We start from the raw sequence: 13,473 nt of genomic DNA, 5'->3' as shown, positions 1-13,473 counted from the left end.
AAACAATGGCAAAAACAATTTTTATAACAGGAGCTTCACGCGGATTTGGGAAAATCTGGGCCGAAGCATTTTTAAAACGCGGCGACAAGGTAATTGCAACAGCACGCAATACTGAATCACTTGATGATTTGGTTGCAGCTTATGGCGATGCAATACTTCCTATCCAATTAGACGTTAATAATCGTGACCAGGTTTTCGCAGCGATTGGGCAAGCGAAACAACATTTCGGTACTATTGATGTGCTGATAAACAACGCTGGTTATGGTCTTTTTGGTACTATTGAGGAAACAAGTGAGCAAGAGGCCCGCGACCAGATTGAAACTAATGTATTTGGTTTGTTGTGGGTAACACAGGCTGTGTTGCCGGTGATGCGTGCGCAGGGACATGGCCATATTATCCAGGTATCGAGCGTGTTGGGTATTGTTACCCTTCCTGTACTGGGGCTGTACAATGCCAGCAAATTTGCAGTTGAAGGTTTGACAGAAACGCTAGCCACCGAAGTGAAGGGCTTTGGGATAAATGTTAGCCTTATTGAGCCAAATGGCTTTGCTACCGACTGGGCAGGCGCCTCTGCAGCGAGCACAACACCAATGGATGTTTATGAGCCGGTTAAAGCTGCTTTCCAGGCAGGATTAACTGATGATATATTCGGTGTTCCGGAAGCAACGGCTGATGCTGTACTTAAATTGGTCGATGCGGATAATCCGCCGCTTCGTTTGTTTTTAGGTAAAGTTGCGTTGCCATGGGTAAAACAGGTATATGCCGGTCGCATAGCTGAATGGGAAGCGTGGGACGAGGTTGCTTCGGCTGCGCACGGGAAGTGAATGAAAGAATTGAATATGGAGTAATTAATGTGCAAGCAATGTCGTTTACTCAAGGAGATAAATGGCAATGGTTTGCGACACGGTTAATATAACATAAACGATGATAAAAATGCTGACACTGTTTTGTCAGTATTTTTATCATTTTTCGCGAATATTTTAGATAAAAAACCATCATAATGACCCGTAAATGCACTTTTTATTAAAATTTGTAGATTTTTGCTGTTCCACCCTGTTCTATATGTTCCACTGTGAACAGCAACGTTTTTTGACAACTATAAAAGTGATTGTGTAACGTTCTCCCCTTAACCAGCGGAGATAGGCCATGTGGGGCTTAAGTAAATGGCATTGAATATCCAACGCCGAAGTTTGTTACTTCATCATTCAACCTTTTATTATTCGGTGTCCGATATTTTTGTTTAACTATTACAAACCAATTACCCATCGCAAATTTCAACAACGTAATTTTGATATCATGAAGCATTTTAAAAGCCTTGCCGAGCTGCACCGCGCAAACGGTTTCCCGCCACCAGAAAACCCATTGCTTAGTTTATTACAGTGTAATACAACCTGTTCGATAGGGGAAACGGAGTTTACCGGCGATTTTTACATGATTGGTTTTAAAAAGCTAAAATCGGGCGTGTTTTTATACGGGCGCACTAAGTACGACCATGATTCGGGTTCCATGTCGTTTGTTAAGCCAAGGCAAGTTATCCAGTTAAAAAACCTGGAGTTTGAGGAAGATGGGTTTTTGATTTATATCCACGAGGATTTTTTGAACGGGCATGTGCTGCATAATGATATTAAAAAGTATGGATACTTTGAATATGAAGCCAACGAGGCGCTGCACCTATCGCCAAAAGAAGAGCAGATAATTTGGGAGTTGTATCGCAAAATTGAGACCGAATACAACAATAACCAGGATGAGTACAGCCGCGACATTATCCTTGCGCATATCGATTCGATCTTAAAATATTCACAGCGGTTTTATAAAAGGCAGTTTATTAACCGTACCGATATGTCGGGTAAGGTGATTTCGAAGTTTAATGATGCGCTGAACCTTTATTTCGGCAACGGGCTGCTCGCACAAAAAGGACTGCCGACCGTAAAAATGATGGCCGATCAGCTTAACCTTTCCACCCGCTATTTGAGTGATATGTTAAAACAAGAAACCGGCAAAACCGCAATAGAGCTTATTCATATCTTCCTGGTATCCGAAGCCAAAAATCTCTTGAAAGGCTCGGATAATAACATTGCAGAAACAGCGTACGCTTTGGGCTTTGACAATCTACCGTATTTTTCGCGGTTGTTTAAAAAAGAGGTTGGGGTCAGTCCTAATCAATATAAAAAGGGAGTGGTGAATTAATTATTTTATCCTACCGGGCAACCGCCTCCCATAGCTAAGTTGCCTCCAAACCCACTCGACCGGGCCGTAATAAAACTTACGCAGCCACCATTTGCTTATAAAGATTTGTAAAATAAAAACCATCAAGCCCAGCAGGTAATAATATGGTGCAGGCAGCCTGTGTGTAAGGCCGAAACCAAAACCGAAACCGGAAAATAAAATAATGCTGACGAAGTTTTGTACCATATAATTAGTTAGCGTCATTTTACCCATTGCCTGCAAGCCGCTGAATATCATTTTAAGCTTACCTGACATGTACAACAGACAAATTGATGTAGCGGTAAATGTCATGGCAACCATTACCCACCAATAGCCAAGGTTTAAATAGTCCTGCATGTCGGCAACTTTTTTAACGGTAAGCACGAGCGTAGAATCAGTAAGTATCAATATTAAGCAAACCAGCCACGTTTTTTTGATGAAGGATTTATTAATTTCAATTTTATTGAAGAATTCTGATTTTTGGGCGGCCTGGCCAATTAAAAAACAGCAAAACATTACGGTGTGGATAGTAACGCCGAGATTTAAATCGGTAACCTGGCCTTTCCAGGTGCCAATTAAGCCAAACCACAATGCATTTAACAGCGAATGACTTTTATATAGCGGCAAATAAGGGGCTAATATGCCAATATCTAAATTTCCGGCCAGGCTGACAACAATACCATTTATCACAGGTGTGACTAAAAATAATGCAGCGCCGATATAGAGTGATGTTTTGGCGCTGCACCGGCTGAAAAGTAACAGTATCAATCCTAAAAATGCGTAATCTTTAAGTATATCACCAAAAAAGAAAGCGCTGTCAATAAAGGCGAGTACGAGCAGCCAAATCATTCGCTTTATAAAAAATGAATTACTGTTTACATTTTTCAGCCTGGTATTTTGCATGATAACCGCGAACCCATAGCCAAATAAAAAGCTAAGTAATGTCCATGATTTTGATGAAAACATGGCGTTTGCAATAGTTATCAGTAAGTCGGTGGCTTTGCTACTTTGATGGTGCGGGCTTAGCCCGATGAAATAAAACTCGCCGTAATTCATTACAACTACACCCAATAGCGCCCAACCGCGCAAGATGTCTATCAGGGGGAGTCGCTTGCTTGCTTCAATCGGCTTAAAATCAGGTTGGGGCATAAATTAATTTCCGGGGAGTGAACAACTAAATTAATATTAAATATCCGGAATGGCTCAAAAAAAATATATCCACATTTGCTACTTTTGCCTGATGATAACGGGTGGGGGAGTCTCTTTCAATTTATTAAACCAGGATTTATTATTGTTACCGCAAAGGGCTATTTACTGGCAACAGGAAAAGGCTTTGATTGTCGCGGACGTGCATTTGGGCAAGGTGGGGCATTTTCGCAAAGCCGGGATTGCCGTGCCGCGTGATATGGAACAGAATGATTTGGGCGTCCTGTCGGATTTAATCTTTGAACATAAGCCCGAAAAATTGATATTTCTGGGCGATTTTTTTCACAGCGATATTAATGCCGATTGGGACTGGTTTATTCTCTGGCGCAGCCAGTTCCCTAAACTGGAAATTATCCTGGTGCGCGGCAATCACGACATCATTGATGACAGGCACTACCTTGAATTAAACATCCGGCTTTACGAAGAATTACTTGTGGGGCCATTTCTGATGCTGCACCATCCACTTACCAGCGCAGCGTTAAAGCAAGCTGAAGGCTACGTATTTTGCGGACATATTCACCCCGGTGTGCAACTGGTAGGCAGGGCACGGCAGGCTATAACATTACCATGTTTCGCTTTTGGAATCCGGCAGGTTGTACTGCCTTCGTTTGGCAAATTTACGGGCAGGGTAGCAATCCGCAGCAATAAAACCGATAGGATATTTGCGATAGCAAAGGATAAAGTGTTAGCGATAGATTAAAGAAACACGACAAGCCTGTATCGAAATTTATCTATAGTTGCATGGCAAATGAAAGCCCCTTCACGCCATCCTGGTACATAGGCATAATCATGGTAGTATGCTTGCCATTTTTATCAGTATGGGTTAAAGCATTACGTACATAAGGGTATACGAGATATGCTGCTTTTGTTGAAAGTATACCAAAACCCGCGCCCGCAACAACATCGCTAAACCAGTGGTCGCGGTGATACATGCGCATTATCCCTGTTGTTATAGCAAATGAGTAGCCAACAATACTATAAACCGGTGATTTGTCCGAATATTCCTGTGCTAAAAACTCAGCGCCCATAAAGGCATTCGCAGTGTGTCCGGAAGGGAATGACAGATAATTGGCTTTGTTTGGCCGTAAACGATGCGTTATGTTTTTTAATCCGTATACCGATGCACCGGCAAATGCCGCCGAAAGGCCCAGTAATGCTGTACGGTCGATAAACCTGTTTTTGCCCGAAACGCCAACAAGATTTAAACCATACACCATTGCCACAGGCGCAAACTGCATATAGTTTTCAATGCTGCCGGGGTATTTAGGGTAATATTTATTGAAATTATTGTTTACATAGTAATCAAACCGGCGTACCGGGTGAACTATCATTGATACAAAACCATATCCGGCAAGGACCGCAGGAAATACAAGGGCAGCAGTTTTACTGTGCAGATGTTTTACTGTATCGGGCGCTGTTAAAAGGTCTTTCTTTATAGTGTCGGCAATGTTCTTTTTCGTGGTATCTTTAACCTGCGCACCGGCTTCAAACGAAATAACACACAATAAAGCAAATAATATATTTCTCAATGGGCTAATATTTTCAAAACTTAACAATATTCAGCTTATTAAGTTTATCATAAATTAATAAAAACTTAATAAAGCCTACATTAAAACTCCAAATAAAGTAAAAATATTATTCAAATCTGTAGTAATCCTGAATAATGCAGCGTGTTACTAGTGCAACTGCCGTGGTTTTAACCTTGCGAAAATATGCAATTATTAAAAGTTGAGATTGTTGATATGCAAATTGAAGCCGGGAAAACTCAATATTAAAGCACCCTATGTATTACAACAGTCTCCGGGGCAGCAAGCATTAGCGGAACTTTCTCAACTGTCACAAAACTTAAATCGAGCCCAAAGCCACGTTCTTCTGATAAGCTGATTTTTTTCAGCTCTTTATAAAACGCCATGATAAAGCTTTCGTAAAACGATAAGTTGTGCGAGCGCGATAAAACCTTCTCGATAACAACGAACCTGAAATCGCCTACAATTTTATGCTTGTTTAATGATTTGTAGGTGCTGGTAATATCCACTTCACCTTTTTTAACAAGGTCCTCAACCACTTTCCTGAACAGCAGGTTTATCTGCTGCTCAACTCTGAAACCCAGTTTAAAGTCAACCCTTATTACCTTGTTTGGCACCAGGAAATCAACCTCATATTCTTTTTTGTAAGGCTCGTCAACCACATCAACGTGCACCAGCCAGTAAACATCGGCGCGTTTGGGTTGCTTCTGCAGAATGGAGTAAACTATTTTCGATTCGATTTCTGAATTAAAATTGGCGCTGGTTAAATAAACCAGTTGCGATGCGTATTTAGGTACGGTTTCGTCATCGCTTAACTCTTTAAGTATGCTGAAGTAGTCTTCAATCTCGATAAACTTAACATAACGGTTACGAATTTTACGGGCGGTGTGCCACGTCCACATAATGGTGAACAGGAAGAAACCAACCGATAAGGTAAACCAGCCGCCATTTACAAATTTAACCAGGTTACCGGTAAGGAACGTACCCTCGATAAGCAGGTAAACCACCAGGAATATACCCACGATATAGGTTGGCAGTTTTTTTCGTCGTAAAAAGTTAGCTACCAGTATGGTAGTCATCAGCATTGCAACAGTGATACTTAAACCGTAGGCAGCTTCCATCTTCGCCGATTCTTCAAAAAGCAATACTACTCCGACGCAACCGGCGCAAAGCAGCCAGTTAACGCTTGGTACATATAATTGCCCTTTCTGCTCCGACGGATAGTTAATACGCACTTTGGGCCATAAGTTTAAGCGTACTGCCTCAGCAATTAACGTAAACGAGCCCGATATCAACGCCTGGCTGGCTATAACGGCAGCAACGGTAGCGATACCGATACCATAATACAAAAACCACGGTGGCATAATTTCATAAAATGGATTATGCAGGTTCAAATCCATCACGTTACCATTGTGCTGCAATAGCCAAACAGACTGGCCAAGATAATTTAAAACCAGGCAGGTTTTCACATATATCCAGCTTATCTGGATGTTTTTACGACCGCAATGGCCAAGGTCAGAATATAAAGCTTCGGCCCCGGTGGTACATAAAAATACTGCACCAATAATTATTAGCGGGTGTGATCTGGGTGCGTGGCTTGTAAGCAGTTGAAAAGCATAGTAAGGGTTTAACGCTTTAAATATTGTTGGCGACTGGATGATAAAAGCAACCCCCAAAACGCCCATCATGGTAAACCAAATAAACATCATAGGTCCGAAAGCTTTACCAACCAGGGACGTGCCAAATTGCTGTATAATAAACAGGAAGATGATAATGGCTATAACAATCGGCATAGTATGCAAATGCGGAAACGACGTTTGCAAACCTTCAATTGCCGATGAAATGGTAATTGGAGGAGTGATAATGCCATCGGCCAGCAATGCGCAACCACCAATAACAGCAGGTACTATAAGCCACTTTGCGCGGCGCCTAACTAACGAGAAAAGCGAAAAAATGCCACCCTCGCCTTTATTATCGGCACGTAGTGTAATTACTACGTATTTTAAAGTTGTTTGAAGCGTCAGCGTCCAGAATATGAGCGAAACGCCGCCTAATATTAAAGTTTCAGAAATTGTTCTATCGCCAACTATGGCTTTGAATACGTACAGTGGGGAGGTACCGATGTCACCGTAAATTATTCCTAAACTTATCAACAGCCCCGCGGCCGTTAGTTTTTGCAGATCTTTATGATTCGACACGTTATACTTTCAAAGCCCCAAAAGTATTAAAAATTACAATTAACTGATTAAATAATAAATATTAGCAAAAGAAAGGTTAAATTTAGAGCAGTAATTAAACCTTCTACTGTTAAATTTTGTTAAAATGTATTAGAAAATGATAAGTATTTAAATTGATGACAGCTTTATTTATACTTTTGTAATTAATATACTGTATGAGGCAAAAATCTACCTATAAATATTCACGGGTCATAATAATTGCGATAGCAATCTTTATGAGTTTTGCCTTTTCGAACGCGATGAGCTTTCAAAAAACCGATACAAGTATCATTCATCTTTTAAGACCGCACGCTTCAAAAACTCCAACATTCAGAAATAGTTTGCATTTGGTAATGCCCCCGATAAAACCGGCCGTTATATCAACCACAAAAGTTTCTGTTACAAAAAACGACGATAAGCTTTTAACTAACGTACAGGTTTACCCCAACCCGGTTACCGACCAGATAAATTTAAAGTATGAAATTTCGCGTTCTTCAACCGTTACCATCAAGGTAATGGATGTACTGGGAAACGAAATTGTAACTTTATACAACCAGCGCACCGAACCCGGTGAAAGAAATTTCAACTACCAGCTAAATAGCAAATTGAGCCGTGGTTTCTATTTCTTGAAAATTGTTGCCGGTACTGAGTCGGTGATTAAGAGGATACTTGTTCTTAACTAAGGTTCTTGTCTCAAACAAATTCTCCAATTATTTTTTGATGAAATAGTTATCTATCTTTACATAAACTATTCAGTATGGACATCGTAATAAAACAACAGATAGCTGAAAAAATTATTCAAAGTGACGACGATTTTTTGCTTAACGAAATAAAATCGTTAGTTGGGTTATCGGATGATGACTTTTGGGACGAACTTCCGTCTGAAGCGAAACAAGCTATCAATATCGCCAAAGCTGAACTTGATAGGGGCGAAGGTATTCCCCACAACGAGGTGATGGCTGAAATGAAGAGTCGCTTTTTAGGTAAATGATACAATCTTCTTCTATCATTTGGTCGCCACGGGCCAAAATTACTTTTGCAAATACGCTTGAGTACCTTAATGAGGAATGGACGATAAAGGAAATAACAACATTTATCGAACGAACCGAAATCGTGTTACAGCATATCAGTAATAATCCACTTCTTTATCCATATTCAAAAGCTGCAGATATACACAAATGTGTCATTGTAAAACAGGTGAGTTTATTTTATAGGATTAGGACAGACCATATCGAACTTTTAGTGTTTTGGGATAACCGGCAAAATCCCGAAAGATTGCTTTTGTAACAGACAAATTGAATGGCTCTACAATAAAAAAATCCTAAAATCTTTCAACGGCGAAGTCTTCTTGAACGCCTTTGAAAAAAATAAAAAATTGTGAAAAATCCTATAAATCTTAGTTTAATTTAGGCGTTATGAAAATAATTGCCATAGGCCGCAACTATGCCGAGCATGCCAAGGAACTGAACAATCCTGTTCCGGGTGTGCCGGTAATATTTATGAAGCCGGAAACTGCTTTACTGAAGGAGAACAAACCTTTTTATCATCCTGATTTCTCGGAAGACATTCATCACGAAATTGAGATAGTGATAAAAATTAGCAAAGAAGGTAAGCACATCAGCGAGCAATTTGCACAAAATTACTTTGAAGAAGTTGGCCTTGGCGTTGATTTTACTGCACGCGATATACAATCAAAACACAAGGAAAAGGGGCTGCCATGGGAACTGGCCAAAGCATTTGATGGCTCGGCACCGGTAAGCAGCTTTGTTTCAAAATCACAATTTGCCGATTTGAAAAACATAAACTTTAAGCTTGATGTTAATGGAGAAACCAGGCAAAAGGGCAATACTTCGCATATGCTTTTTTCGTTTGAGTACATCATTGCCTTTGTGTCAAAATACATCACCCTAAAAAAAGGCGACCTGATTTATACCGGCACACCACAGGGCGTTGGTAAAGTAAATGTTGGCGACAGGCTGGAAGGCTACCTCGAAGATGAAAAGATGCTTGACTTTTTAGTGAAGTAGATTTAGAAGTCAGTAAAGTCCGAAAAGTCAGTAAAGTCCGAAAGAAAAAAACGTTAATGAGCAAAAAGTATATCGTTACCCTCTTAATAATTTCCTGCTGTTGTTTTAATGTGCTGGCTCAAAGTCCAATACAACTCCACCAATACCCTCAACGTTTTTTTCGTTACCCGCTTGATTTACCGCCATCTACAGCCGGTTCGTTCGGCGAATTACGGGGAGCTCATTTTCATTCAGGGCTCGATTTTAAAACTAATCAAACTACCGGCTACCCGGTGTATGCTGCTTACGATGGCTATGTATCGCGTCTGCGGATACAGTTTGGCGGCTTCGGACACGCCATCTACATCACTCATCCAAATGGCTATACTACGGTTTACGGGCACGTGAAAACGTTTACCCCGGCTATGGAAAAGCTGATACGCGACGAACAATACAAACAGCAAAGCTTCGAGGTTGATTTTAAGCTCGATCCATTGCAAATGCTGGTTTGCCAGGGCGATGTTATCGCCATGTCGGGCAACGAGGGGGCATCTGCTGGTCCCCACCTGCACTTTGAAATAAGGGACACGCAAACGGAAGAAACCGTTAACCCTCAATTGTTCGGTTTAACCATTCCTGACAAAATACCGCCGGCAATTACATCTGTTGGTATTTATCATTTGGACGGCAATCCGTTCAGCGAAAAAACTCCGCGCCAGTTTTTGGCAGTTACCGGCAGCAACGGAAGTTACCGTTTAGCAAAACCACAAATATTAAACTTAACCGGGCAAATAGGCTTTGGCTTAAGCACTACCGATATGACCAGTGTATCGCCAAATCACAATGGCATTTACTCGTGCGAGTTGAAAATAGACGGCAAAACGGTGTACACTTTTGCCGTTGAGCGCTTCGCGTTCGACCAAACACATGCCATAAACGCTTATATTGATTACCCTGAACTGATGAAAACCCGCCGCTGGGTGCAAAAGTGTTTTATTTTGCCCGGTAGTAAAATCTCGCTCTACCCGCAATCAGTAAACCGGGGGATAATTACTTTCAACGATGGCGAAGTGCACGATGTGGATTATGTTGTTAAGGACGTTGCCGGAAACACGTCGACGTTAACGCTAAAGGTAAAATCTGGCCGTGTCGAAGCCAATGCGCAAGTATTTAAAGCGGCGGGCAATCTATTTCATTACGATAAAGTAAACGAATTTAACAGCGATAAAGTGAAGGTGCAGGTTAAGCCGGGCAACCTTTACGACGATTTGAATTTCACTTACGCGGTACTACCAAGGCGCCCCGGTGCTTTTTCGGCTACCTATGCCATCCATAACAGGTTTACTCCTATACACGACAACTACGACCTTTGGATAAAACCCGACAGCAGCATTGGTAAATTTGCTGATAAAGCTGTAATTGTGAGTACCGAGGGTGCTATGGCTGTCGGAACGTTCCAGGATGGCTACATTAAAGCCCAGCCTCATACTTTCGGGGATTTTTTTATAAAGATAGACACCGTTCCGCCAACGATTGTACCGGCAAACATCAAAGATGGTGCTAATTTGGCTTCGGCTAAAGGGATATATTTCAGAATAGGTGATAACCTTTCGGGCATAAAAACATACATGGGTAAAATTGATGGCAAGTGGGTGCTGATGGAATGGGATTTTAAAACAAAAGTTCTGCGTTATAGCTTTAATGCCGATATTGCACCCGGTAAACATATATTTGAATTAACTGTTACCGATTATAAAAACAACAGTAAAAATTTCACAGCAACATTTACCCGTTAAACATGGCAACACTTCAAGAAGGCGATAAGGCACCGGACTTTACCGCGAACGACCAAAACGGCAAAGCCGTGTCATTATCGGATTTTATAGGCAAAAATGTAATCCTTTATTTTTATCCTAAAGACGATACCCCGGGCTGCACTGCCGAGGCCTGCAGTTTCAGGGACAATTACCAGTCAATGCTGGGGAAAGGGTTCCAGGTGATAGGCGTTAGTACCGATACCGAAAAATCGCATAAGAAATTTGAAACCAAGTATAGCCTGCCTTTCCCGCTGATTGCCGATGTAGATAAAAACATTAATGAGGCTTACGGTGTTTGGGTTGAGAAAAATATGTACGGAAAAAAGTATATGGGTACTGCACGTAAAACTTTTATTATTGGTGCCGATGGCAACATCAGCAAAATAATTGAAAAGGTTGATACGAAAAACTCATCACAGCAGGTACTTGATTTACTGCAATAGCACGAATTATTTAAGAAAAGTATTATTATTGTTTTGATAAATAATAAGCAGCTAATAAAAATTAACGATTAATTATTGTTACATGCCAATAGAGGTTGACGACGCAGAGATTTTAAGCAAGTTCCAGGACGAGAAAACCCGGAACGAGGCATTTAACATGCTGCTAAAAAAATATCAGCAAAAAATATACTGGCACGTACGGCGCATGGTAATTGACCATGATGATGCCGACGACCTTGTGCAGGATATATTTATAAAGGTTTGGAAAAACCTGGCGGGCTTTCGCAGCGATGCGCAGTTGTACACCTGGATGTACCGTATTGCAACCAACGAATGCATTACCTTCCTGAATAAGAAGAAGCAAAAAAATAACATATCGCTTGATGATATGCCTTATGACCTGGCGGATACGCTTGCCGACTCTACCTACTTTAACGGCGATGCAGCACAACGTAAACTACAGGAGGCTTTGTTAACCCTGCCCGAAAAGCAGAAGCTGGTATTTAACATGAAGTATTACGAAGACATGAAGTACGAAGAAATATCGCAGGTGCTGGGGACGAGTGTGGGTGCGTTGAAGGCCTCTTTTCACCTTGCGGTAAAAAAAATTGAGGCACATTTACTGGGTAGAGATTAAATTTAAATAAATTTTAAACCTTTTGAAATTTGTTCCATCTATAGGTAAGATATGAAGAGTGAAATGGAAAATAAAGATTGGCTAAACGAATACGTGTCACTTAAACAGATTAATCCTGCTAATCCGTTTACAGTGCCGGCCGGTTATTTTGACGACCTCGGAGATCGGATTGTAGCATTCAGGAATTTAGATGAATTAAAAAGCAAGGGATTTTCAGACGGTTTTACGGTTCCCGACAAATATTTTGAGGAACTTACCGGTAATATACAAAGCAGGATAGCAATAGAAAGTGCGCTGAACAGCGATGAAGATGGCTTTGCCGTGCCCGAAGGTTATTTTGATAACCTGCAGCAGCAGATACAAAGCCGCATTTTTGTGGAAGAAGCCTTAGGCGAACCGGCAGAACATTTTGCGGTGCCCGAGGGATATTTTGATAAGCTTAGCGAAAGCATTTTAAATAAAACTGTCAACGAGGGCACTGCTAAACCCAGTGGCGGAATTGTTAGAAGGTTATATGCATCGAACTTTTTTAAATATGCTACCGCAGCTTGTGTTACAATTGCCCTTGGCGGCGGCATATTATTAAGCGAGCTTACCGGTTCGGTTGTTGAGCATAACGGTACTTTTTTGCACAAACAGCTTTCAGGCGTGTCTGTTGATGATTTAAAAAGCTATTTGGAGTTAAACAGTGACCCGTCAGACACACAGCAGGCTGTAGTTGCAGATGCTGCTGCAGATGATCAAAGCCTTGAGGATGCCCTGCAACAGGACGTTAATAAAATTAAGTAATATTGGAGGATGAGTAAGCTGTTAAGGTATATTTTAGTATTGGTTGTTATGGTGCTTAGCCGCGAAGGCTTTGGGCAACGCCGTGTACTTGTGCCTGTACAGCCATTTAACCAGGTGCAAAGCCCTGTTCAGCGGTTTAACCAGCGATCTACACGGACGCAGGTGAAACCGGCCGGAGGTAAAAGGATCCAGGTGGTTAAAGAGAATTTTTTAGCCCAGCGCCTGGATTTGACCCAAGCCGAAGCCAAGGCGTTTTGGCCATTATACCGCCAGTACAGCCAGGAGCTTACCGCCGTAAAAATCCTTAAAAGAATAAACAATTCAAGCGCCTCAACCGATGGTGCAAAGCAGGTTGATCTTGATCTTGAATATGAAACTAAACTGGTGGACATTAAAAAACGCTACCGCGACCAGTTCTATAAAATACTACCCCCCGAAAAGGTGAGCGTGCTTTACAAAAGTGAAAAGGAATTTAACGACGAAGCACTGAGGATACTCACCGAGCGCAGCGTTAGGGCAGGGGATTAGTCGGAGTTCTATAGTCTTGAGTCTATAGTCCTGATTCGTGAGCCTTGTCTCGGAACTGAAAATTATAAGACTTTTGACTTAGAACTTAAGACTAAAGACT

At 41.3% G+C, this 13,473-nt stretch carries 14 protein-coding genes; 11 read left to right on the top strand and 3 right to left on the bottom strand.

Annotation, left to right across the window (positions count from 1 at the left end; genetic code table 11):
- Positions 1–5: 5 nt before the first annotated feature.
- Positions 6–824 (top strand): SDR family NAD(P)-dependent oxidoreductase, encoded by an 819-nt coding sequence (locus Q0R52_RS04395; protein WP_295792521.1) that lies wholly within the window; start codon positions 6–8, stop codon positions 822–824.
- A gap of 472 nt (positions 825–1,296) precedes the next feature.
- A complete protein-coding gene (locus Q0R52_RS04390; protein WP_295792519.1) occupies positions 1,297–2,187 on the top strand; it encodes a response regulator transcription factor in 891 nt (296 codons plus the stop codon).
- Here Q0R52_RS04390 and Q0R52_RS04385 read toward each other — a convergent pair whose 3' ends face one another.
- On the bottom strand, positions 2,188–3,354 hold the full coding sequence (locus Q0R52_RS04385; RefSeq protein WP_295792516.1) for a DUF418 domain-containing protein: 1,167 nt from the start codon (positions 3,352–3,354) through the stop codon (positions 2,188–2,190).
- Between the two features lie 49 nt (positions 3,355–3,403).
- On the opposite strand from Q0R52_RS04385, the gene pdeM reads away from it, so the two are divergent.
- A complete protein-coding gene (gene pdeM / locus Q0R52_RS04380) occupies positions 3,404–4,111 on the top strand; it encodes a ligase-associated DNA damage response endonuclease PdeM (protein WP_295792514.1) in 708 nt (235 codons plus the stop codon).
- Between the two features lie 31 nt (positions 4,112–4,142).
- Here the strand turns inward: pdeM and Q0R52_RS04375 are convergent, their stop codons facing one another.
- On the bottom strand, positions 4,143–4,940 hold the full coding sequence (locus Q0R52_RS04375) for a phosphatase PAP2 family protein (RefSeq protein WP_295792512.1): 798 nt from the start codon (positions 4,938–4,940) through the stop codon (positions 4,143–4,145).
- A gap of 242 nt (positions 4,941–5,182) precedes the next feature.
- Positions 5,183–7,135: a KUP/HAK/KT family potassium transporter gene (locus Q0R52_RS04370; RefSeq protein ID WP_295792511.1), complete on the bottom strand. Its 1,953-nt coding sequence runs from the start codon at positions 7,133–7,135 to the stop codon at positions 5,183–5,185.
- Positions 7,136–7,389: 254 nt separating this feature from the next.
- Here Q0R52_RS04370 and Q0R52_RS04365 point away from each other — a divergent pair, with 254 nt between their 5' ends.
- The 8 genes from Q0R52_RS04365 (at position 7,390) to Q0R52_RS04330 (ending at position 13,373) form a co-directional block, all read left to right on the top strand.
- The gene (locus tag Q0R52_RS04365) at positions 7,390–7,836 is read left to right on the top strand and encodes a T9SS type A sorting domain-containing protein (RefSeq protein WP_252787960.1); all 447 of its coding nucleotides are present in this window, start codon (positions 7,390–7,392) and stop codon (positions 7,834–7,836) included.
- 74 nt (positions 7,837–7,910) lie between these two features.
- Positions 7,911–8,144, top strand: a complete 234-nt coding sequence (locus tag Q0R52_RS04360; RefSeq protein WP_295792510.1) for a hypothetical protein — start codon at positions 7,911–7,913, stop codon at positions 8,142–8,144.
- Positions 8,145–8,568: 424 nt separating this feature from the next.
- On the top strand, positions 8,569–9,180 hold the full coding sequence (locus Q0R52_RS04355) for a fumarylacetoacetate hydrolase family protein (protein ID WP_295792508.1): 612 nt from the start codon (positions 8,569–8,571) through the stop codon (positions 9,178–9,180).
- Positions 9,181–9,236: 56 nt separating this feature from the next.
- On the top strand, positions 9,237–10,955 hold the full coding sequence (locus Q0R52_RS04350; protein ID WP_295792507.1) for a M23 family metallopeptidase: 1,719 nt from the start codon (positions 9,237–9,239) through the stop codon (positions 10,953–10,955).
- A gap of 2 nt (positions 10,956–10,957) precedes the next feature.
- Complete coding sequence (gene bcp / locus Q0R52_RS04345) at positions 10,958–11,419, top strand: thioredoxin-dependent thiol peroxidase (protein WP_295792505.1); 462 nt, start codon at positions 10,958–10,960, stop codon at positions 11,417–11,419.
- 82 nt (positions 11,420–11,501) lie between these two features.
- On the top strand, positions 11,502–12,056 hold the full coding sequence (locus Q0R52_RS04340) for a sigma-70 family RNA polymerase sigma factor (protein WP_252787955.1): 555 nt from the start codon (positions 11,502–11,504) through the stop codon (positions 12,054–12,056).
- A 51-nt stretch (positions 12,057–12,107) separates the two neighbouring features.
- Positions 12,108–12,845 (top strand): hypothetical protein, encoded by a 738-nt coding sequence (locus Q0R52_RS04335; RefSeq protein WP_295792502.1) that lies wholly within the window; start codon positions 12,108–12,110, stop codon positions 12,843–12,845.
- 9 nt (positions 12,846–12,854) lie between these two features.
- On the top strand, positions 12,855–13,373 hold the full coding sequence (locus Q0R52_RS04330; protein ID WP_295792500.1) for a hypothetical protein: 519 nt from the start codon (positions 12,855–12,857) through the stop codon (positions 13,371–13,373).
- The last annotated feature ends 100 nt before the right edge of the window (positions 13,374–13,473 follow it).

This window comes from Mucilaginibacter sp., assembly GCF_025359345.1.
Lineage (GTDB): Bacteria > Bacteroidota > Bacteroidia > Sphingobacteriales > Sphingobacteriaceae > Mucilaginibacter.
Note: the sequence above shows the minus strand (reverse complement) of the source record. Positions and strands in the feature narration are given on the sequence as shown.